The following is a 22529-nucleotide window of genomic DNA, read 5'->3' on the forward strand; positions in this document are numbered from 1 at the left end:
GAGTTAACCGCGATGGCCTTGCTACAGCTGGAGCGCATCAGCGCACAGTATCCCGGCAGCCCGGAACCGGTGCTGGCGGACATTTCCCTGACCCTCGGCCCCCAGCAATTGCTGGTAGCCCTCGGCCCGTCCGGCAGTGGCAAGACTTCGCTGTTGAACCTGATTGCCGGCTTCGTCGAACCGAGCGCCGGGCGTATCACCCTCGACGGCGTGCCGGTCAAAGGCCCGAGCGCCGAGCGTGGCGTGGTGTTCCAGGACGATGCTTTGCTGCCCTGGCAGGACGTGCTGGCCAACGTTGCCTTCGGCCTGGAACTGGCCGGTGTCGCCAGAGACAAACGTGAAAAAATCGCCCGGGAAATGCTCGCGCTGGTCGATCTTTCCGGTTTCGAAAGCCGCCGTATCTGGCAGCTTTCCGGTGGCCAGAAACAGCGCGTCGGCCTCGCCCGCGCCCTTGCGGCCGACCCGCGTGTATTGCTGATGGACGAACCCTTCGGCGCCCTCGACGCCTTTACCCGCGAACAGATGCAGGAGCTGTTGCTGCAAGTCTGGCAACGCACCGCCAAACCGGTGTTCCTGATTACCCACGACATTGAAGAAGCGGTGTTCCTCGCCACTGACCTGATTCTCCTCGCGCCGAATCCGGGGCAGATCGTCGAGCGCCTGCATCTCAACTTCGGCCAGCGTTACGCCGCCGGCGAATCGGCGCGGGCGATCAAGTCCGATCCGCGCTTCATCGAAACCCGCGAACACGTGCTGAGCAAAGTGTTCTCGCAACGCAGCGCCGTTCAACGGCAGGAGCGCGCATGAGCAGTTACGACGTTTCCGCCCCGGCGGTGAAAACCCCATCGGTGGCGATACCCGTGCGCCGCAGCCTCAGCACGCGCTGGATCAGCCTGCTGACCTTGTTCGCCTTGCTGGTGATCTGGTGGGCAGTCACCGCCACTGGCCTGATCGAGCCGTTGTTCCTGCCGCCACCATCTGCCGTGTTGCAGAAAGGCTGGTTACTGGCCACCAGCGGTTACATGGATTCGACCCTGTGGCAGCACTTGGGCGCGAGCCTGAGCCGCATCGGCTTGGGCCTCGGTTTTGCGATTCTGACTGCGGTGCCGGTGGGCATTGCCATCGGCGCCAACCGCATCGCCCGTGGTGTCCTTGATCCGTTGATCGAGTTCTACCGCCCGATCCCGCCACTGGCGTATCTGCCGCTGATCGTAATCTGGTGCGGTATCGGCGAGTTGTCGAAAGTACTGCTGATCTACCTGGCGATTTTCGCCCCTATCGCCATCGCCACGGCGACCGGGGTGCGCACAGTTGACCCGGCGAAATTGCGCGCGGCGCAGTCGTTGGGTGCCACCCGCGCACAGTTGATTCGTCATGTGATTTTGCCAAGTGCCCTGCCAGACATTCTGACCGGTGTGCGCATTGGACTGGGTGTCGGTTGGTCGACGCTGGTCGCCGCTGAGTTGATCGCCGCCACCAGCGGCTTGGGTTTCATGGTGCAGTCGGCTGCGCAATTTCTGGTCACCGACGTGGTGGTGCTGGGGATTCTGGTCATCGCCCTGATTGCCTTCGCGATGGAAATGGGCCTGCGCGCCCTGCAACGCAAACTGGTGCCGTGGCACGGCCAGGCCCACTGATTTTTCAGCACTGACTACCCCGACAGTTTCGGGGCCCCGGAATTGAAGAGAACCACCATGAGCAGCCTGAACATCACCCCGTTAAGCTCAGCACTCGGCGCACAGATCAGCGGCGTCGACATCAGCCAGCCGTTGAGCATGGAACACCGCGACGCCATCGAGCAGGCTTTGCTCAAATATCAGGTACTGTTCTTTCGCAACCAACCGATCGAGCCGCCGCAACAGGCGCGTTTCGCCGCGTATTTCGGCGACCTGCACATTCACCCGATCTACCCGAACGTGCCGGAACAACCGCAAGTGCTGATCCTCGACACCGCCGTCACCGACGTGCGCGATAACGCAATCTGGCACACCGACGTAACCTTCCTGCCGACCCCGGCCATGGGTGCGGTGCTCAGCGCCAAGCTACTGCCGGAGTTTGGCGGCGACACATTGTGGGCCAGCGGGATTGCTGCGTATGAGGCGCTGTCGGCACCGATGAAAGGTTTGCTCGAAGGGCTGAGCGCGACTCACGATTTCACCCGCTCGTTTCCGCTGGAGCGTTACGGCAACACGCCGCAAGCGTTGGCGCAGTGGGAAGAAGCGCGGCGCAAGAATCCGCCACTGTCGCATCCGGTGATCCGTACTCATCCGGTGAGCGGGCGCCGTTCGTTGTTCGTCAACGAAGGCTTCACCTCGAAGATCAATGAGCTATCGGAGACCGAAAGCGAAGCGATTCTGAAGTTTCTGTTCGCCCACGCCACGCGGCCGGAATTCACCATTCGCTGGCGCTGGCAGAAGGACGATATTGCATTCTGGGACAACCGCGTGACGCAGCATTACGCGGTGGATGACTACCGCCCGGCACGGCGGGTGATGCAGCGGGCTACGGTGTTGGGGGATGTGCCGTTTTTTCGCTAAGCCTTTAATGCCAGGGCAAAATCAAAAGCCCCTCACCCTAACCCTCTCCCGGAGCGAGAGGGTTAGGGTGAGGGGGATGCTTCAGAGATACGCCGACCTGAACGTCTTGTAGCGAATCCATAATCGACAAGTTCTTTCAGGTCGTTGTAAGACGCAAGACACCTCGGTCGGCTCCCTCTCCCTCCGAGAGAGGGCTGGGGTGAGGGTGGCTTATTCCGCCGTCGAAGGCTTCTCCCAAAGATTGATCCCGCCCTCCTGGGCAAACCGGTCAATCTCCGCCAGCTCCTCTGCACTGAAACTCAGATTCTTCAACGCCCCAACGTTCTCGACAATCTGCTCCGGTCGGCTCGCACCGATCAGTGCCGAGGTCACCCGTGGATCGCGCAGGGTCCACGCCAATGCCAATTGCGCCAGACTCTGGCCACGACGTTTGGCGATTTCATTCAACGCGTGTACATGGGCGATGTTCGCTTCCGACAAGTGCGAGGCCTGCAACGAACCGCCGCCCGGACGATTGACCCGCGCATCTTCCGGTACACCGTTGAGGTACTTGTCAGTCAGCAGACCCTGCGCCAGCGGAGTGAACGCAATCACGCCGGTGCCGAGTTCATCGGTGGTGTCGAGCAGGTCTTTTTCCACCCAGCGGTTGAGCAGGTTGTAAGCCGGTTGGTGAATCAACAGCGGCACTTTCCACTCCTTGAGTAACGCCGCCATCTCACGGGTTTTCACTCCAGAGTACGAGGAGATGCCGATGTACAGCGCCTTGCCCTGCTGCACCGCAGTGGCGAGGGCGCTGGCGGTTTCTTCCAGCGGGGTGTCCGGGTCGAAGCGGTGTGAATAAAAGATATCCACATAGTCCAGACCGAGGCGCTGCAGGCTCTGGTCGAGGCTGGCCAGCACGTATTTGCGCGAGCCACCGCCCTGGCCGTACGGGCCGGGCCACATGTCCCAACCGGCCTTGCTGGAGATGATCAGCTCATCGCGGTACTGCTTGAAGTCTTCGCGCAGCAGACGACCGAAATTGGTCTCAGCGCTGCCGTAGGGCGGGCCGTAGTTGTTGGCCAGGTCGAAGTGGTTGATGCCCAGGTCGAACGCGGTGCGCAGCAAGGCGCGCTGGGTGTCGATCGGCGTGCTGTCGCCGAAGTTGTGCCACAGGCCCAGGGACAGCGCCGGCAATACCAGACCGCTGCGTCCGACGCGGCGGTAAGGGATGGAGTCGTAGCGGTTTTCGGCAGCGGTGTAAGTCATCGAATCCTCTCTTGTCTGTCTTGAATGGGTGTCGACTGCTTCGCGAGCCTGCTCGCGAAGGTTGCTATAAAAATCTATTACCGGGTCGGACAAGGCCCAGGTTCTCGCGCAATGTCCGGCCCTCATACTCGGTTCTGAACAGCCCACGCCGTTGCAGTTCCGGGACCACGCCGTTGGCGAAGTCTTCAAGCCCGCCCGGCAGGTGCGGCACCAGTACGTTGAAACCGTCCGCCGCGCCTTGCTCGAACCATTCTTGCAAGCGGTCGGCAATCTGCTCAGGCGTACCGACCAGGTTGTAATGCCCGCGACCACCGGCAATCTTGCGGCCCAGTTCAACCAGCGTGAGGTTTTCCCGCCCCGCCAGTTCCGTCAGCAACTTCTGCCGACTCTGCTGACCGCTGTCAGTCACCGGCAACTCGGGCAACGGCCCGTCCAGCGGGTACTTCGACAAATCGAAGTTGCCCAGCATACGCCCAAGCAAGGCGACGCCAACCTCCGGTTCGAGCAATTGCTGAAACGTTTCACATTTTTCCTGCGCTTCCGCTTCCGTCCGCCCGACCACGACAAAAACCCCGGGCATGATTTTCAGTGAATCGGCACTGCGACCGTACTTTGGCAAGCGCCCCTTGAGGTCGGCGTAAAACGCCTGTGCGCTGGCAAGAGAGGTCTGCGCGGTGAACACCACTTCTGCGGTCTGCGCCGCCAGCTCACGCCCGGTTTCGGAAGAGCCCGCCTGCACGACCACCGGTTGTCCCTGCGGCGAACGCGCCAGGTTGAGCGGGCCTTTCACGCGAAAGTGTTCGCCGACGTGATCCAGCACATGCAGCTTCGACGGGTCGTAATACGCACCGCTGGCCTTGTCCCGGATAAACGCATCGTCCTCCCAACTGTCCCAGAGTCCGGTCACCACCTGATGAAACTCACGCGCGCGACTGTAGCGCTCGGCATGGCCAATGTGTTCGTCGCGACCGAAATTCAGCGCCTCGGCAGCATTGTCCGAAGTCACCAGATTCCACCCCGCTCGCCCGCCCGAGAGGTGGTCGAGCGAAGCGAATTTGCGCGCCACATGGTACGGCTCGTTGTAGCTGGTGGTCGCCGTGGCGATCAGGCCGATGTGCTCCGTCACCGCGCTCAATGCCGAAAGTAAAGTCAGTGGCTCAAAATGATCCGAGCGCGCCATGCGACTGGCGATGTCCTGGGTTGGCGCTGCGACACTGTCGGCAACAAACAACGCATCGAATTTCGCCGCCTCGGCAATCTGCGCCAGCCTTCTGTAATGGGCGAAATCCAGACCGGCATTGGCCGGCACCTCCGGATGACGCCATGCAGCCACGTGGTGCCCGGTGGCCATGAGGAATGCACCGAGTTTCAGTTGTCTGCTCATCTCAGAAGTCCTTGCGCAGTTGCACGCCGAAGTAGCGCTCGTCATCGCGTGGCACGGCGCGGTAGATGTAATTGCCACCGCTGGCGAGCAACGGCGAATACGACTTGTCGGCGAGGTTCTTGCCCAGCAACGCCACGCGCCAGCCATTGGTGTAGTCGGCTAGGGCGACGCTGGCGTTCCAGAGGCCGTAGGCGCGTTGCTTGGTGTCGGCGTTCTGGCTGATGTCGTACTGCACTTCGCTTTGCCAGCTGTAGTCGGTGCCGAGTTCGATATCCAGACCGTTTTCCAGCGGAATGGTGTAGTCGGCGCGCACGTAGCTTTTCCAGTCCGGGCTGAACGGCAGCGGCTTGCCGTTGACGTTGCACGACGCCGCTGCGCCCGCCGGACAGGAGAACTGGTCGATGCGCGCGCGGGTGTAGGCCAGCGCGCCGGAGAGCTTCAGTTGCTGGGTGGCCTGCAAGGCGTAATCGAGTTCCACACCTTCGGTGCTGACGCTGCCGGCGTTGATCAGGCGCGTCACCACTTGCCCGGCGACGGTGTCGAAAAAGTTGGCCTGATAGTTGTCGTAATCGCTGTGGAACACCGCGAGGTTGGTGGTCAGGCGATTGTTCCAGCTTGAGGCTTTGATCCCCGCCTCCCAGGTGTTGGACGTTTCCGGTTTCAGCGCTTCGGTGTCGCGCGGCTGCATGTTGAAGAACACGTTATAGGCCGGGCCTTTGTAGCCGCGCGAGTAAGTCAGGTACGTGGTAACTGCGTCGCTCAAGTCGTATTGCACGCCGAGCCGACCGGACCAGCCGTCCTCATCGACCGAACCGGAACTGCGGGTAGCCGGCTGAATGCCGCTGACCGTGGTCGCCGAAGTGGAAACACGCCGGTGATCGTATTCCAGATCATCGTGGGTGTAGCGCAGGCCGGCGATGCCACGCAAATCCGAGGTGAAGTTCAGTGTGGCCTCGCCGAACGCTGCATAGCTGTCGCTGGTGGTGCTGTAATCGGCCACGCCACGGTTGATGATGGTAGTCGTGGTCAGCGTGCGCTGATAAGTCTCTTCATCCTTGCCGTGCATGTAGAACAGGCCACCGACGTATTCGAGGAACTCACCTTTCGGCGAGGCCAGGCGCAGCTCCTGCGAGTATTGATCGAAGGCCAGATCACCCTTGTCCGCCGTGCCGGGGAATGCCGCTGTCACCGTGCCGAGACGGTCGCCATCCTGATACTGGGTGTTATCCCAGCCGCGCCACGCGGTGATAGAGGTCAGGGTGTAATCGCCCAGTTGCCAATCGAGCTGGCCGGACAAACCTTTGTTGGTGTCCTCGACGTGAGTGCGGGTGTCGGTGTTGATCTCGCGGTTGTGGCTGGTCGCATTGACCGGGCTCAGCGCATTGGCGAACGCCGGGGTCAGGGATTTGCTGACAACGCCATTGGGGCCGTCGTCGTGGGACTGCATGTAGTCGGCAATCAGCGTGAAGGTGACGTCATCATTCGGGGTGAATTCCAGTTTGCCCCTCACACCGCGATGGTTGTAGCCGTTGACCCCCTGACCGTTGTGCTTGTTGTCGACGTTGCCGTCGAAGGTGCCGAACAGGGTGCTGATCGAACCCTTGAGCGTGTCCGGAATCAGGCTGCCGCCAATGCCGAAACGCGTGCGACTTTCGTTGCCGCTGTAGTACGACTGATCGAGGTAGCCGTGGGTCTCGGCGGTTGGCGCCTTGCTGGTGATATTCAAAACGCCGGCCGAGGCGTTCTTGCCGAACAGCGTGCCTTGCGGGCCGCGCAAGACTTCGACGCGCTCCAGATCCAGCAGATCCAGAGTCGACTGGCCAGGACGCGCATAAACCACACCATCAATCACCGTGGCCACGGTCGGCTCGACGCCCGGCGAGGTGGAAATCGTCCCCACGCCGCGCACGAACAACGAGGTGTCCTTGTTCGATGCGCCAGTGCGGAAGTTCAGCGACGGCACTTGCTGGACGATGCTCGTCACACTGTTGCGGTTGTCGCGCTCCAGTTGCTCGCCGTCGATCACCGATACCGCCACCGGCACCTTTTGCAGCGACTCTTCGCGGCGGGTGGCGGTGACCGTGACGGATTTGAGTGTCGGCTCCTGATCGGTGCTGTCGGCGGCGAACGCGGCAGGCAGCGGCAGCGCCGCCAGCCCGGTGAGTAGCCAGCCCGCAGCGCGGATCGATTGCGCCAGTTTGTGTCTCGCCCCAGGAATGTTGTGCATGTTTGCCCGCTCGAAAAGTTGCCCTGAACCGCTGTCGTTCTGCGACGACAGCGCCTGTCTCGGTGTCTTGGGCATTCGCTTGAGCGAGTAGCAGACAACGCGCTTTGTTAGCGCTAACATCGCCAGTATTGGCAAGCCGCACATAGACCGTCCAATACTGAAAAATTACTTTTATATGCGTTTTGGTTTCTAGGAAGGATCGAGCCTTGAGCGAAGACAAGCCCCGTAAACGCCGTGGTGCCGGTCGCGTGACCCTCAACGCGGTGGCGCGCCAGGCCGGTGTTTCAGCGATCACCGTATCGCGCTATTTCAACCAGCCGGAACAGGTCTCGCCCGAACGTCGCGAACGGATCGCGGCAGTGGTTGCGGAGTTGGGTTATGTGCCGAACCTGGTGGCCGGCGGGCTGGCCTCGGCCCGGGGAAAAATCGTCGGCATGGTGATCCCGAACATTTCCGGCCCGATATTCGCCAACACCATTCAAGGCTTCAGCGACACCCTCAGCCGTCACGGTTATCAGCTGTTGCTGGCGTCTAGTTACTTCAGCGCCGAACAGGAAGAAAACGCGGTGCGTGCGTTCCTCGGCTGGTCGCCGGCGGCGCTGGTGCTGACCAGTCACTTTCACAGCGCGGGCACGGAAAAGATGATTGCCGAGGCCGATGTTCCGGTGATTGAAACCTGGGATTACCAGCCGGATCGCGAGCCGATGCAGATCGGCTTTTCGCACTTCGAAGTGGGTGTCAGCGCCGCTCGTTATCTGCACGGCAAAGGCTATCGACGGATCGCCTTCGTGCAGAACAGCGCACCCGGCGACTTCAGCGCACTGGAACGCCGCGACGGTTACGCCGCGACCGCACGAGAACTCGGTCTGGAGCCCTGGGTATTCGCACCGGACGCCGATAGCGCCCCGTTCGAGGCCGGCAAACAAGCGATGGAAGCGCTGATGAACGCCTCACCTCGCCCAGACGCAATTATCTTCGCCAACGACAACCTCGCCGCTGGCGGGCTGCTCGCCGGGCAACGCGCTGGCCTCAAGATTCCCGAAGATTGCGCCGTCCTCGGCTTCGGCGACTACCCGTTTGCCGAGATGCTGCTGCCGAGTCTGAGCACGATCAAACCGCCAGCGCTGGAGATCGGCGTACTCGCCGCAACACGCGTGCTGGAAAGCCTTGGCGTGTTGCCGACCGAAGAGGTGCAGCGACTAAATCAGCTGCAATGCCAAGTCATCGAGCGTGAGAGTGCCTGACGAATATGGCGTGGGCTGGATTGGCTATGCTCTAAGTAACACCGAGCTGACCCCTTCGCGGGCAAGCCCGCTCCCACAGGGTTTTGCGTCGTTCACAAGTTTTGTATTCAACCAAGAACCTGTGGGAGCGGGCTTGCTCGCGAAGGCGGCCGACCAAACACCGCCTACGCCGCAGGCCTACCCATGCACACCGCAATCATCATTTTCTTCGGCCTGGTCCTGCTCGCCCTGATGCTCTACATCGGCGAGCGCATCGGTTTCAGCCGTCAGACCATGGCCTACGGCTTCGCCGCGTTGTGGCTGGCGTTGACGGTAATTAACGGGGCGGTGGGAGTGGTGCATGCCGGGCAGTCGCTGGGGTCAGAGATTGCGATCGGCAGTGCGGTGTTCGGCGTGCCGCTGGCGGCGATGGTGTTGTTCATGGTGCTGAGCGCCGAGTCGTGAATCGGCCCGGCGCTCAGTGATCAACGCACCAGATGCAGGAACTGCATGTGCCGTTCGTACTGGTCGAGGATGTCGTTGATGATCTGTTCCTTGGTGTAGCCGACCAGATCGTAGTCCTGACTGCCCTCGCTCAGGTGCACTTCGGCACGGTAGTAGCGGCGGTTGTTGAGCTGTTTTGAGCCCATGCCGCCACGGGCGAACGATGGCGTGAAGTAGCCGCGCATCTGCACCTGATAGATGAACGGATGCGCATCACCATGGCCGATTTCCAGACTGACGCTGTCATTCGCCGGATCCGGCTGCGTCACCACGTTCAGGCCTTTCTCGACGAACACTGCCGTCACTTCCTCAATGGCCGGGCGCACGGTGGTGTCCATGAAGCGGTACACCTCGTCGCGCGAAGGGAAGTGCACAGCCTGGCTCAAGCGCTGGCGCCAACCGCCCGTACCGCGCCGTGAACCGGAGACCGGCGCCAGCGAATGCAGTTGCGCGATCTGCTTCTGCGACTCCAGATAGAACGCCTTGTGCAGCCCCCACATCATCAGCAACAGAATCAGCGAGAACGGCAACGAGGTCAGAACCACCGCCGACTTCAGCGCGTCGATGCTGCCGGAGAACAGTAGCGCACTGGTGATCAGCGCGGTCATCGCGCCCCAGAATACCCGCAGCCATTTCGGCCCGTCTTCGTCGGGGTTGCCGCCCTTGGCCGACAGCGTCGAGAGCACGACAGTGCCGGAGTCGGCCGAGGTGACGAAGAATACGAAGCTGATGAACACCGTCACGGCGATGACGGTCTTGCTCCACGGGTAGGTTTCCAGCAGCAGATAAATGCTCATCGACGGGTTGTCGATGGCCGACATGCCCAGCGCGCTCATGCCGTGATTGAGCACTTGATCCAACGCGCTGTTACCGAAGATCGACATCCACGCGAGGGTGAAACCGAGCGGAATCAGCAGCACGCCGAAAACGAATTCACGGATAGTCCGGCCACGGGAAATCCGTGCAATGAACAGACCCACGAACGGCGACCATGCAATCCACCAGGCCCAGTAGAACACCGTCCAGCCACCGAGCCAGTCGCTTGGTTTGTCGTAAGCGTAGAGGTCAAAACTCTTCATCGGCAAGGCGCCGAGGTAGTCGCCGAGGTTCTGGATCAAGGTGTTGAGCAGGTGCTGGGTGGGGCCGGCGAACAACACGAAAAGCAGCAGCGCACAGGCCAGCAGCATGTTGATGTCGGACATGACCCGCACGCCCTTATCCACACCAGAGACCGCGACGATAATTGCCGCGCCCATCATCAGGGTGATCAGGCCGACCTGAATCCACTGGGTGTGAGCGATGCCGAACAGGTAGTCGAGACCCGAGTTGAGGTGCAGCACACCGAAGCCCATGTCGGCACCGAGACCGAACACCGTGGCGATGATGCCGAAGCCGTCCACCGCGTAGCCGATGGGGCCGTTGATGCGCTTTCCGATCAGCGGATACAACGCCGAACGCAGGGCCAGTGGCAGGTTGTGCCGATAAGCGAAATACGCCAGCGCCATGCCGACAAAGGCAAATACGCCCCAGCCATGCAAGCCCCAGTGCAGAAACAGGATCTGCATCGCCTGACGCGCCGCATCCGCCGTACCCGCCTCGCCTTGCGGCGGCTGGAGCATGTGGGTCAGCGGTTCGGATACGCAGAAGAAAAACAGCGTGATGCTGATCCCGGCGGCGAACAGCATGCCGGCCCAGGACAGGTAACTGAATTCGGGTTCGTCGTGGTCGGCACCGAGTTTTATCTTGCCGTAGCCGGATAAGGCGGTGACCACCACGAAGACCAGATACAGAGTCATCGCGAGCATGTAGTACCAGCCGACCGTGTTGGCCGCCCAGTTTTGCGCTTCCAGCAGCCAGGCGCCGGCCTGTTCAGGCATGGCGATGACAACGAGACCAAACAGCAGAATGACCGTCGCGGCGAAGTAGAACACCGGCGGATTCATGCGTACCAGACCGCTGGCGGGGGTGGACGATGCACTCATGAAACGTGCACCTCGAGGGGTTGAAACATGGCTGAAATGATCGGACTCAGCAAAGGCAAGCCTCCTGTTGTGAGCGGGCAGCGAACCACCGGTTTAACTTGAATGAACGTTCAAGTTAAACATGGATGGGGCGCCAAGGACTAATCGCAGGGCTGGGCGGTAGTTTTCCTACGCTAGCTCAAGGAGGGGTATGACGTGGGTTTGAGGCGATTCGTTCAATAGCCCTTCACCCTCACCCTAACCCTCTCCCGGAGGGAGAGGGGACCGATTGGGGGATGTTGGGGAGATACGCCGACGTGGTCCTGCTTTACCGAATCCATAATCGACTCGGTGTTCCAGGCCGATGGATAATCCAAAACACCTCGGTCGGCTCCCTCTCCCTCCGGGAGAGGGCTGGGGTGAGGGACGCTTGTAATAGCCCTACTTCTGCGTCCCGTCATCATGCTGCAGATTGGCTTGGGTCAGATTGCACCCCGCGGGCACACTTCGCGTCAGCCAGACGTTGCCGCCAATGGTCGAACCCTTGCCGATGGTGATCCGCCCAAGAATGGTCGCCCCTGCATAAATCACCACATCGTCCTCGACAATCGGATGGCGCGGATGGCCCTTCTGCAACTGCCCGTCTTCATCCGCCGGGAAACGTTTGGCACCCAGGGTTACGGCCTGATAGATCCGCACGCGCTCGCCGATGATCGCGGTTTCGCCAATCACTACACCCGTGCCGTGATCGATAAAGAAGCTACGGCCGATCTGTGCGCCCGGATGGATATCTATGCCGGTGGCCGAATGGGCGATTTCCGCGCTGATCCGCGCCAGCAGCGGCAAACCGGCGCGATACAAATGGTGCGCCAGACGATGGTGAATCACCGCCAGAATTCCTGGGTAGCAGAGCAACACTTCATCGACACTGCGCGCCGCCGGATCACCGTGATATGCGGCCAGCACGTCGGTATCGAGCAATGTGCGCAGCCCCGGCAAGGCCAGGGCAAAATCCTGCACGATCTGAATCGCCCGGGCCTCGACTTCGGTGTCGGCCTGCGCGCTGTGCCGGGCGACATAGCGCAGCTCCAGCCGTGTCTGCGCCAGCAAGGCATTCAAAGCCACATCGAGGGTGTGGCCGACGTAGAAGTCCTCACTTTCTTCGCGCAAATCCACCGGCCCCAGACGCATCGGAAACAACGCGCCGCACAGCGCTTCGAGAATCTCCGCCATCGCCGCTCGCGAGGGCAACTCGCGGCCGCCCTGCGCGCCGGAAGCCCGGCCATTTTGTGCTCGCCACTGATCCCGCGCGCCGCGCAGTTGGCTGACGATGGTCTGCAATTGCCAATGGCTGGAACGTTCGCTCACGGTAAAGACTCCTCACGGGCGGCCGGACTGTCTGGCCGCGTCAACGGCGACCACTTTACGGCATGCCTGCGAGGGCGAATTAAGAACCGATAGTGCTGGGCTCAGTCGATTTGGCTATAAGCGATTCACGGTTGCCCCTGCAAAAGCGCGTGCCTATAGTCCTTTCATCTTCCTCCGCCAGTACGGAACCATGTCCACACAACCGATCAAACAACAGCTGGATCGCTTTAACCGCCTCGACCTGCTCGGTCAACCGACGCCGCTGGAAAAGCTTGAACGCCTGTCCACCTGGCTCGGCCGTGACGTCTACATCAAACGCGATGACCTGACGCCGCTGGCCATGGGCGGCAACAAGCTGCGCAAACTCGAATACCTCGCCGCCGATGCACTCGCACAAGGTGCCGACACACTGATCACTGCCGGTGCGCTGCAATCGAACCACGTGCGCCAGACCGCCGCACTCGCCGCCAAACTCGGTCTGGGCTGCGTTGCACTGCTGGAAAATCCGCTGGGCACCGATGACAGCGATTACACCGGCAACGGCAATCGGCTGCTGCTGGATCTGTTCGACACCAAGGTCGAACTGGTCGACAACCTCGACAATGCCGATGAGCAACTAGCCGCCCTCGCCGTGCGTCTGCGCGCCAACGGCAAGAAGCCCTATCTGGTGCCGATCGGTGGCTCCAACGCGCTCGGCGCGCTGGGTTACGTGCGCGCTGGCCTGGAACTGGCCGAGCAGATCAAGGACACCGGCCTCGACTTCGCCGCCGTGGTTCTCGCGTCGGGCAGCGCCGGGACACACAGCGGTCTCGCGTTGGCCTTGAGTGAAGCGCTGCCGCAACTGCCGGTGATTGGCGTAACCGTGTCACGCAGCGAAGAGGATCAGCGCCCCAAAGTCCAAGGCCTCGCCGAACGTACGGCGGATCTGCTCGGCGTCGCGCTGCCGGACAGTTTCAAGGTCGAGTTGTGGGACGAATATTTCGGCCCGCGTTATGGCGAACCGAATGCCGGAACACTGGCAGCGGTGAAATTGCTGGCGAGTCAGGATGCGGTGCTGCTTGATCCGGTCTACACCGGCAAAGCCATGGCCGGTCTGCTCGATGGCATCGGCCGTGGCCGTTTCGACGAAGGTCCGATCATCTTCCTGCACACCGGTGGCGCGCCGGCGTTGTTTGCCTACAAGGATTCACTGACAAGCTGATCCTCCCGCTGTAGATAGTCCTGAGGTGAGGGGCTTATCCCCTCACCAAAACGGATCACCCATATATTCAGTATTGGAATAACGGCGAGAATATTAAGTATTTTCAAGTCTAAAGCAGACATCTTATAGTCTCGCCGCAGGCGAATTTCGCGCAAGACGCATAAGCTGCTTTAAGGCAGGATAGCGCTGTCGTCGAACTCCCGAATTCGCCAAACTTTCCTTAAGCGTCTTCCATAAGAAAACACAGGGGCTTGTCATGAATTTTTCCGCACTACGTCGCAATCTGCTGGTTGGTTCGCTGGGCCTGGCGCTGAGCGCCGGTCTGATCAGCCAGGCAGTGGCCGGTGAGCAGTTGCAACAGATCAAGGACAAAGGCGTTATCAACGTCGGCCTGGAAGGCACTTACCCACCGTTCAGCTTCGTCGATGCCGACGGCAAGCTGTCCGGTTTCGAAGTCGAACTCTCTGAAGCCCTGGCGAAGAAACTCGGCGTCAAAGCCAAGATTCAGCCAACCAAGTGGGACGGCATCCTCGCCGCGCTGGAATCCAAGCGTCTGGACGTCGTCGTCAACCAGGTGACCATCTCCGACGAGCGCAAGAAGAAGTATGACTTCTCCGAGCCGTACACCGTTTCCGGGATTCAGGCGCTGGTGCTAAAGAGCAAAGAAGCCGCGCTGAACATCAAGACCGCTAATGACCTATCCGGCAAGAAAGTCGGCGTAGGCCTGGGCACCAACTACGAACAGTGGGTTCGCGCCAACGTGCCGGGTGCTGACGTTCGCACCTACGACGATGATCCGACCAAGTTCGCCGACCTGAACAACGGCCGCACCGATGCCATTCTGATCGACCGTCTGGCCGCGCTTGAGTATGCCAAGAAAGCGCCGAAAACCGTCGCTGCCGGCGAAGCCTTCTCCCGTCAGGAATCCGGTATTGCCCTGCGTAAAGGCGAACCTGAATTGCTAGCAGCCCTGAACAAAGCCCTCGACGAACTGCGCGCCGACGGTACGCTTGAGAAGCTGTCCACGAAATACTTCAACGCTGACGTCACCAAATAATGGAAGAAGCTTTCCAACTCGCACTGGACTCCGCGCCCTTCCTGTTGAAGGGCGCGTACTACACGGTAATCCTCAGCCTCGGCGGCATGTTCTTCGGCTTGCTGCTGGGCTTCGGCCTGGCGTTGATGCGCCTGTCGCGTTTCAAGTCGGTGAGCTGGCTGGCCCGCATCTACGTGTCGTTCTTTCGCGGCACGCCGTTGCTGGTGCAACTGTTCGTGATCTATTACGGCTTGCCGCAATTGGGCATGGAACTCGACCCGCTGCCGGCGGCGCTGATCGGCTTTTCGCTGAACATGGCCGCCTACGCCTGTGAAATCCTCCGCGCCGCGATCGGTTCGATCGAGCGCGGTCAGTGGGAAGCGGCGGCGAGCATCGGCATGACCCGTGCGCAGACCCTGCGCCGGGCCATCCTGCCGCAAGCGATGCGCACGGCATTGCCGCCGCTGGGCAACAGCTTCATTTCACTGGTCAAGGACACCGCGCTGGCCGCCACCATTCAGGTACCGGAACTATTCCGTCAGGCGCAGCTGATTACCGCCCGGACTTTCGAAGTCTTCACCATGTATCTTGCCGCCGCGCTGATCTACTGGATTCTGGCCACGGTGCTTTCGCACTTCCAGAATAAGCTGGAAGAGCGGGTCAATCGGCACGACCAGGAGTCCTGACCCATGATTGTCGTGGAAAAACTGACAAAGCAGTTCAAGGGTCAAGAGGTGCTCAAGGGCATCGATCTTGAGGTGAAAGAAGGCGAGGTCGTGGCAATCATCGGCCCCAGCGGCTCGGGTAAAACCACGTTCCTGCGTTGCCTTAATTTCCTTGAAGAACCTACCAGCGGCCGGATCAAGGTCGGCGATATCGAAATCGATACCCGCCGCCCGCTGAACCAGCAGCAAAGCCTGGTGCGCAATCTGCGCCAGCACGTGGGTTTCGTGTTTCAGAACTTCAACCTGTTCCCCCACCGTACCGCGCTCGAAAACGTCATCGAAGGCCCGATAGTGGTCAAGAAGATGCCGCGCGACGCAGCGATTGCCTTGGGCAAAAAGCTGATGGCCAAGGTCGGTCTGGCCGGCAAGGAAGACGCCTATCCGCGTCGTCTGTCCGGCGGTCAGCAACAGCGCGTGGCGATTGCCCGGGCACTGGCGATGGAGCCGGAAGTGATTCTGTTCGACGAACCGACTTCGGCCCTCGACCCGGAACTGGTCGGTGAAGTGCTGGCGACCATTCGTGGTCTCGCCGAAGAAAAACGCACCATGGTGATCGTCACCCACGAAATGGGTTTTGCCCGTGACGTGGCCAACCGTGTGGTGTTTTTCGACAAAGGCGTGATCGTCGAACAAGGTGAAGCCAAGGCATTGTTTGCCAACCCGAAAGAAGAACGCACCCGACAGTTTCTCAGCAAGTTTCTGAATCACGCCTGAGAACTTTCAATATCGAACACCCAACTTCCACGGATGGAAGTTACTTTTCACCCCTCCACACCCCCGTCAAACATACACAAACAATCTGCATTAGAATGCGGTACATATATATATGTTCTGCAACAGATTGTTCTCGTCTTGAGCTCGCCCCACCTGAAATTTACCCGCCTAAATAACGCTGCATAAAAACTGGCGTAAACCTCAAATAGCCGTGGCCTGATTCGCCGAACAGCCGAGGCATTTGGACTCAGCGCCGTAGGAATATTCTGATTAGTTCGTAATTCATGGATTAACTAATCGACTCTATTGACACCCTCATCCACACACTTTTATCTAGTCGCCGACCGGCACCTATTAGTTCAATAAACGCACTTCAAACCCGAACAGAAGTTCAAAGGTTTATTGCCAGTTAATTCACGCCTTTTGTTCTTTCAGAAACGGACTTCGCTGCAAGGCTTCAAGGAGAGAAACCGATGACCCGCACTTCGCATACCCCCGAACTGGCAGCGCCGACCCTCGCGCCTGCACAAAAAACCGGCATCAACCTGGCCGCAGCTGCCCACCTGTTGGTCGAGGTGGCGCCTTACCCCGACATGGAGGGCGGCGACTTGATCGAACTGTTCTGGAACAAATGCTACGTAGCCTCAAAAGTAGTCACCGCCGAGGATCTGGGCACGTCCATCAGCCTGCGGGTGCCAGAGAGTTTCATTGCCAATGGCAGCGTTCGCATCCACTACCGCGTGATGCAGGTCGGCCAAGGCCCGGCGCTGTCGGCGGCGACCCGTGTGCAAGTGAAACTGGACTGCCCGGGCGGACAGCCGTCAATGCTGTGCGAGGACGAAAACCAGCAACTGGCGCCGGTGACCATTCCCGACACCATTCGCCGTCAGGGCGTGAACCCCAACCAGATCAAACGCGGCGTACCGCTGACCATCGAACCCTACCTGAACATGGCCGAAGACGACGCCATCACGCTGCGCTGGGGCGACGTGCGCATGGATCTGGCCCCCATCACGGCAGCGGATGTCGGACTGCCGATTCAAGTCTGGGTGCCGCCATCGGTGATTGTCGAGGCTGGCGAAGACCTGCGTCTTGACGTGACCTACTGCATCCTCGACCGGGTAGGCAACAACTCACGCTGGGCGCCGCCACGGACGCTGAAGATCGGTTGTGTGAATCCTTATCTGAAAGTCCCGTTGAGGCCTGAACTCAAAGCCGCCGAACCTCGCAAGCCTTAACGCCGATCTCTCATGATGAAGAGGTTCTGTGGCGAGGAGATTTATCCCCGCTCGGCTGCAAAGCAGTCGTAAACCCATAACACGCGGTGTATCTGTTGCACCGCGTTAACTGATTTTGGGGCCGCTGCGCAGCCCGACGGGGATAAATCCCCTCGCCACATGGATCGCGTAGGCGCATACAAATATTGTTAACCAATCCGACCATCACCCCTTCTATGCATATTCCTAAAAGTTAGTTTATTTAATATTTATACACGCTTAGGGTATATAAACCGGACCACCGGACATTCTTTCGTTCGCCGCACTTTTGCGGCGTTTTTCATGAGATGTGAGGTAGGTAACATGGTCCGGAACACAATCACCCCAGTGCAGATCGCCAGGGCATTGCGTGCAGCCAAGGAGCGGCAGTGATGTCCAGTCTGGCAGATGCAACCATCCAGTCTGATCTGGATATCGCCCCGCTGTTGTTGCCCGCGCAGGTCTTGCGCAACGACGCCCAAGCCATCAAGGCCGCCCAGGAACTGGCGCAAGTCGCCCGCGTGCAAGCTGCCAAACGTGACCGTCAGCGCAAGCTGCCGTGGTCGGAAATCGAACAGTTCACCCGCAGCGGTCTGGGCAGCATCGCCATCCCGCGCGAGTACGGTGGTCCGCAGGTTTCTTTCGTGACGCTGGCCGAGGTGTTCGCGATCATTTCCGCGGCCGACCCGGCGCTGGGACAGATCCCGCAGAACCAGTTCGGCATCATCAACCTGGTGCTCGGCAGCGCCACTGAAGAACAGAAAAAGCAGTTGTTCCAGAGCGTTCTGGAAGGCTGGCGCATTGGCAATGCCGGCCCTGAACGCGGCACCAAAAACACCTTGGAACTGAAAGCGCGCATCACCGCTGACGGCGATGATTTCGTGATCAACGGCCAGAAGTTTTACTCCACCGGCGCACTGTTCGCGCACTGGGTCGCGGTCAAGGCGCTCAACGATGACGGCAAGCAAGTGCTGGCCTTCGTCCGTCGCGGCACTCCGGGCCTGCGTATTGTTGATGACTGGTCTGGCTTCGGTCAGCGCACCACCGCCAGCGGCACGATTTTGCTGAACAACGTGCGTGTCGAAGCGGGGCTTGTCGTCGATAACTGGAAGATCAACGAGAAGCCGAATACCCAAGGCGCCGTGTCGCAATTGATTCAGGCCGCCATCGATGCCGGGATCGCCCGCGGCGCCATCGATGACGCCATCGAATTCGTCAAAACCCGCGCGCGGCCATGGATTGACGCCAAGGTCGAACGCGCCAGCGATGACCTCTACGTGATCGCCGACATCGGCAAACTGAAAATCGAACTGCACGCCGCCGAAGCGTTGCTGCGCAAGGCCGGGCAAGTGCTCGATCAGGTGCACGCCGCACCGCTCACCGCCGACTCCGCCGCCCGCGCCTCGATTGCCGTGGCCGAAGCCAAAGTGCTGACCACCGAGATCTCGCTGTTGGCCAGCGAAAAACTTTTCGAACTGGCCGGCAGTCGCGCGACCCTCGCCGAATTCAACCTCGACCGCCACTGGCGCAACGCCCGGGTGCACACCCTGCACGACCCAGTGCGCTGGAAGTATCACGCGGTGGGTGCCTATCGCCTCAACGGCACTTTGCCTGCTCGCCATTCCTGGATCTGACGACCGCACACTTTCTCAAGAGCCTGGAGAAAACCTATGACTTTTTCCCATCCCGTCGCGGTCATCACCAGCGATGAGCAAGCCCTGATCGTCGCCAGCGACCTGGCCGAAGATTTCAAACGCGACAGCGCCATTCGCGACCGTGAACGTCGCCTGCCGCTGCCGGAACTCGACGTATTTTCCCGCTCGGGCCTGTGGGGCATCAGCGTGCCGAAAGAATACGGCGGCGCCGGCGTGTCCAACGTGACCTTGGCCAAAGTCATCGCCCTGATCGCACAGGCAGACGGCTCGCTCGGGCAGATCCCGCAGAACCATTTCTATGCCCTCGAAGTGCTGCGGGTGAACGGCAGCCACGCACAGAAACAACGCTTGTACGCCGAAGTGCTGGCCGGCCAACGCTTCGGCAATGCGCTGGCGGAACTGGGCACAAAAACCGCTCACGACCGCGTCACCAGCCTCAAACACGACGGCGATGGTTATCGCATCAACGGCCGCAAGTTTTATGCGACTGGTGCGATCTACGCCCAACGCATTCCGACTTCGGTGGTCGATGAAAACGGTGTGCAGCAACTGGCCTTCGTGCCCCGCGACAGCAAAGGCCTGACGGTGATCGACGACTGGAGCGGCTTCGGTCAGCGCACCACTGGCAGCGGTTCGGTGGTGTTCGAAGACGTCTACGTTGCCGCCGAAGACGTGATCCCGTTCCAAAGCGCTTTCGAGCGCCCGACCACCGTTGGCCCGCTGGCGCAGATCCTCCACGCCGCCATCGACACTGGCATCGCTCGCGCCGCTTACGAAGATGCGTTGCACTTCGTACGCAGCAAAACCCGGCCATGGATCGACTCAGGCAATGACAAAGCCACCGAAGATCCGCTGACGTTGAAGAGCTTCGGGCACTTGAGCATTCGTCTGCACGCCACCGAGGCGCTGCTCGAACGCGCCGGCGAATTCCTCGACGCCGCCCAAGCCGAACTTAACGCCAAGAATGTCGCCGCCGCATCGATTGCCGTCGCCGAAGCACGGGCGATCAGCACTGAAATTTCCCTGGCCGCCGGCAGCACGCTGTTCGAACTGGCCGGCAGCCAGGCGACCCTGATCGAGCACGGTCTCGACCGTCACTGGCGCAACGCCCGCGTGCACACCCTGCACGACCCGGTGCGCTGGAAGTATCACGCGGTGGGCAATTACTACCTCAACGATGAAAACCCGCCACTGCGGGGGACCATCTGATGGCGAAGAAAAAGATCCTGCTCAACGCGTTCAACATGAACTGCATCGGCCACATCAACCACGGCTTGTGGACGCATCCGCGCGACACCTCGACGCGCTACAACACCCTTGAATACTGGACCGAACTGGCGCAGTTGCTGGAGCGCGGGTTGTTCGACGGACTGTTCATCGCCGACATCGTCGGCGTGTACGACGTCTATCAGGACTCGGTGGATGTCACGCTGAAAGAGTCGATTCAATTGCCGGTCAACGATCCGCTGCTGCTGGTGTCGGCCATGGCTGCGGTGACGAAAAACCTCGGTTTCGGCCTTACTGCCAACCTCACCTACGAGCCGCCATATCTGTTCGCCCGGCGCATGTCGACCCTCGATCATTTGAGCCGTGGCCGGGTCGGCTGGAACATCGTCACCGGTTATCTCGACAGCGCCGCCAAGGCCATGGGCCTGCGCGAGCAGGTCGAGCACGACCGTCGCTACGACCAGGCCGACGAGTACCTCGAAGTGCTCTACAAACTCTGGGAAGGCAGTTGGGAAAACGGTGCGGTACTCAATGACCGTGATCAGCGCATCTACGCGACCCCGGAGAAAGTGCACAAAGTCGAGCACCGTGGCGAGTTCTATCAGGTTGAGGGTTACCACCTCTGCGAGCCGTCGCCACAACGCACGCCGGTGCTGTTTCAGGCCGGCAGTTCCGATCGCGGCTTGCTGTTCGCCGGGCGTCACGCCGAGTGCGTGTTCATCAGCGGTCAGAACAAACCGTCGACCAAGGTGCAGGTCGACAAGGTGCGCGCCAGCGCGGTTGAGGCAGGACGCAATCCCGAGGACATCAAGGTGTTCATGGGCCTCAACGTGATCGTCGGTGCAACCGAGGAAGCGGCGTGGGCCAAGCACGCCGAGTACCTCAGCTACGCCAGTGCCGAGGCCGGCGTGGCGCATTTTTCGGCGTCCACCGGGATCGACTTTTCCCAGTACGAAATCGACGAACCGATCCAGTACGTGAAAAGCAACGCCATCCAGTCCGCCACCAAAAACCTGCAAAACAACGACTGGACGCGACGCAAGTTGCTCGACCAGCACGCCCTCGGTGGTCGCTACATCACCGTGGTCGGCTCGCCTGAGCAAGTCGCGGACGAACTGGAATCGTGGATCGCTGAAACGGGCCTCGATGGTTTCAACCTGACTCGCATCGTCACCCCGGAAAGCTATGTGGATTTCATTGAACAGGTGATCCCGGAGTTGCAGCGGCGCGGGTCGTACAAGACCGCGTACGACAACGGCAGCCTGCGCGAGAAGCTGTTTCACGGCGCAGCGCAGCTCCCTGAGCAACATATCGGATCTTCGTTTCGCCGCTAAAAGCTTCGCGAGCAAGCCCGCTCCCACAGGGGTACGCATTCCAAATGTGGGAGCGGGCTTGCTCGCGAAAAGGCCCGACCAGACACCACACATCTATGCACTGACTGGAAAAACAATCATGACCAAGAACCTTCTGTCCCACCCAGTCAAAGCACTGGCCCTGGCCCTCGGCCTGTTCAGCTCGGCAGTCTTCGCCGCTGACGCCCCGTTGAAAATCGGCACCACCGCCGCGTTCGCCATTCCGCTGGAAGCCGCTGTCGAAGAAGCCTCCAGACAAGGCCTGAAAGTCGAGCTGGTGGAGTTCACCGACTGGATCGCACCGAACGTCAGCCTCGCCGCCGGTGACATCGACGTGAACTACTTCCAGCACATCCCGTTCCTCGAAAACGCCAAAGCCGCATCGGGTTTTGATCTGGTGCCATTCGCACCGGGGATCATCAACAACGTCGGCCTCTACTCGAAGAAATACAAAAGCTTCGATGAGCTTCCAGAAGGCGCCAGCGTCGCCATCGCCAACGACCCGATCAACAGCGGTCGCGGTCTGCAACTGCTGGCCAAGGCTGGCTTGATCACACTGAAACCGGGCGTCGGCTACAAGGCCACCGAAGACGACATCGTCGCCAACCCGAAGAAAGTCAAAATCCTTCAGGTCGAAGCCGTGCAACTGGTGCGCGCCTACGACGACGCCGATCTGGTTCAGGGCTACCCGGCCTACATTCGTCTGGCGAAGACTTTCGACGCCGGTTCGGCGCTGCTGTTTGACGGCCTCGACCACAAGGAATACGTGATCCAGTTCGTGATCCAGCCGAAGAGCAAAACCGACCCGCGCCTGATCAAGTTCGTCGACATTTATCAGCATTCGCCGGCTGTACGCGCCGCGCTGGATAAAGCCCACGGCAAGCTGTATCAGGCCGGTTGGGAAAGCTGAG

19 protein-coding genes are annotated in these 22529 nt (G+C 60.4%); 14 read left to right on the forward strand and 5 right to left on the reverse strand.

Features of this window, described 5'->3' with window-relative positions:
- Positions 1-12 precede the first annotated feature (12 nt).
- Genes tauB through tauD form a run of 3 tightly spaced genes read left to right on the forward strand, consistent with a single transcriptional unit; the run spans position 13 to position 2537 of the window.
- Positions 13-807, forward strand: coding sequence for a taurine ABC transporter ATP-binding subunit (gene tauB / locus F2P67_RS15320; protein WP_166221355.1), 795 nt, complete (start codon positions 13-15; stop codon positions 805-807).
- Positions 804-1637 (forward strand): taurine ABC transporter permease TauC, encoded by an 834-nt coding sequence (tauC, locus tag F2P67_RS15325; RefSeq protein WP_166221357.1) that lies wholly within the window; start codon positions 804-806, stop codon positions 1635-1637. Before tauB ends, tauC begins: the two co-directional genes overlap by 4 nt.
- Before the next feature lie 57 nt (positions 1638-1694).
- A complete protein-coding gene (gene tauD / locus F2P67_RS15330; protein ID WP_166221359.1) occupies positions 1695-2537 on the forward strand; it encodes a taurine dioxygenase in 843 nt (280 codons plus the stop codon).
- Positions 2538-2747: 210 nt separating this feature from the next.
- On the opposite strand, the gene mgrA is transcribed toward tauD, so the two are convergent.
- From mgrA to F2P67_RS15345, 3 genes are all read right to left on the reverse strand, one after another.
- Positions 2748-3785, reverse strand: coding sequence for an L-glyceraldehyde 3-phosphate reductase (gene mgrA, locus F2P67_RS15335; protein WP_166221361.1), 1038 nt, complete (start codon positions 3783-3785; stop codon positions 2748-2750).
- A 64-nt stretch (positions 3786-3849) separates the two neighbouring features.
- Entirely contained in the window at positions 3850-5169 is a 1320-nt protein-coding gene (locus F2P67_RS15340) for an LLM class flavin-dependent oxidoreductase (protein WP_166221363.1), read from the reverse strand.
- A 1-nt stretch (position 5170) separates the two neighbouring features.
- Positions 5171-7396, reverse strand: a complete 2226-nt coding sequence (locus F2P67_RS15345) for a TonB-dependent receptor (RefSeq protein ID WP_166221365.1) — start codon at positions 7394-7396, stop codon at positions 5171-5173.
- Positions 7397-7602: 206 nt separating this feature from the next.
- Here F2P67_RS15345 and F2P67_RS15350 point away from each other — a divergent pair, with 206 nt between their 5' ends.
- Together F2P67_RS15350 and F2P67_RS15355 are read left to right on the forward strand one after the other, a co-directional pair.
- Entirely contained in the window at positions 7603-8640 is a 1038-nt protein-coding gene (locus tag F2P67_RS15350) for a LacI family DNA-binding transcriptional regulator (RefSeq protein WP_166221367.1), read from the forward strand.
- A 183-nt stretch (positions 8641-8823) separates the two neighbouring features.
- Positions 8824-9084: a hypothetical protein gene (locus F2P67_RS15355; protein ID WP_166221369.1), complete on the forward strand. Its 261-nt coding sequence runs from the start codon at positions 8824-8826 to the stop codon at positions 9082-9084.
- A gap of 20 nt (positions 9085-9104) precedes the next feature.
- Here F2P67_RS15355 and betT read toward each other — a convergent pair whose 3' ends face one another.
- Positions 9105-11066: a choline transporter BetT gene (gene betT, locus F2P67_RS15360; RefSeq protein ID WP_163030199.1), complete on the reverse strand. Its 1962-nt coding sequence runs from the start codon at positions 11064-11066 to the stop codon at positions 9105-9107.
- Between the two features lie 459 nt (positions 11067-11525).
- A complete protein-coding gene (gene epsC / locus F2P67_RS15365) occupies positions 11526-12452 on the reverse strand; it encodes a serine O-acetyltransferase EpsC (RefSeq protein WP_166221371.1) in 927 nt (308 codons plus the stop codon).
- A 190-nt stretch (positions 12453-12642) separates the two neighbouring features.
- Here epsC and F2P67_RS15370 point away from each other — a divergent pair, with 190 nt between their 5' ends.
- From F2P67_RS15370 to F2P67_RS15410, 9 genes are all read left to right on the forward strand, one after another.
- Positions 12643-13653 carry a D-cysteine desulfhydrase gene (locus F2P67_RS15370; RefSeq protein WP_166221373.1) on the forward strand — a complete coding sequence of 337 codons (1011 nt, stop codon included), beginning with the start codon at positions 12643-12645 and terminating at the stop codon, positions 13651-13653.
- A gap of 256 nt (positions 13654-13909) precedes the next feature.
- Positions 13910-14710, forward strand: coding sequence for a cystine ABC transporter substrate-binding protein (gene tcyJ / locus F2P67_RS15375; RefSeq protein ID WP_166221374.1), 801 nt, complete (start codon positions 13910-13912; stop codon positions 14708-14710).
- Entirely contained in the window at positions 14710-15375 is a 666-nt protein-coding gene (gene tcyL / locus F2P67_RS15380; protein ID WP_011331947.1) for a cystine ABC transporter permease, read from the forward strand. The genes tcyJ and tcyL overlap by 1 nt, the downstream gene beginning before the upstream one ends.
- Before the next feature lie 3 nt (positions 15376-15378).
- Complete coding sequence (tcyN, locus tag F2P67_RS15385) at positions 15379-16128, forward strand: L-cystine ABC transporter ATP-binding protein TcyN (RefSeq protein ID WP_166221376.1); 750 nt, start codon at positions 15379-15381, stop codon at positions 16126-16128.
- Between the two features lie 473 nt (positions 16129-16601).
- Positions 16602-17366 carry a hypothetical protein gene (locus tag F2P67_RS15390; protein ID WP_166221378.1) on the forward strand — a complete coding sequence of 255 codons (765 nt, stop codon included), beginning with the start codon at positions 16602-16604 and terminating at the stop codon, positions 17364-17366.
- Between the two features lie 410 nt (positions 17367-17776).
- Entirely contained in the window at positions 17777-19018 is a 1242-nt protein-coding gene (locus tag F2P67_RS15395) for an SfnB family sulfur acquisition oxidoreductase (RefSeq protein ID WP_166221380.1), read from the forward strand.
- A gap of 36 nt (positions 19019-19054) precedes the next feature.
- Complete coding sequence (locus F2P67_RS15400) at positions 19055-20248, forward strand: SfnB family sulfur acquisition oxidoreductase (protein WP_166221382.1); 1194 nt, start codon at positions 19055-19057, stop codon at positions 20246-20248.
- Positions 20248-21600: an LLM class flavin-dependent oxidoreductase gene (locus tag F2P67_RS15405; RefSeq protein WP_166221384.1), complete on the forward strand. Its 1353-nt coding sequence runs from the start codon at positions 20248-20250 to the stop codon at positions 21598-21600. The genes F2P67_RS15400 and F2P67_RS15405 overlap by 1 nt, the downstream gene beginning before the upstream one ends.
- Before the next feature lie 118 nt (positions 21601-21718).
- Positions 21719-22528 (forward strand): MetQ/NlpA family ABC transporter substrate-binding protein, encoded by an 810-nt coding sequence (locus F2P67_RS15410; RefSeq protein ID WP_166221385.1) that lies wholly within the window; start codon positions 21719-21721, stop codon positions 22526-22528.
- Position 22529 lies beyond the last annotated feature (1 nt).

The sequence above is a fragment of the Pseudomonas atagonensis genome (assembly GCF_011369485.1).
In the GTDB taxonomy this organism is placed as follows: Bacteria; Pseudomonadota; Gammaproteobacteria; order Pseudomonadales; family Pseudomonadaceae; genus Aquipseudomonas; species Aquipseudomonas atagonensis.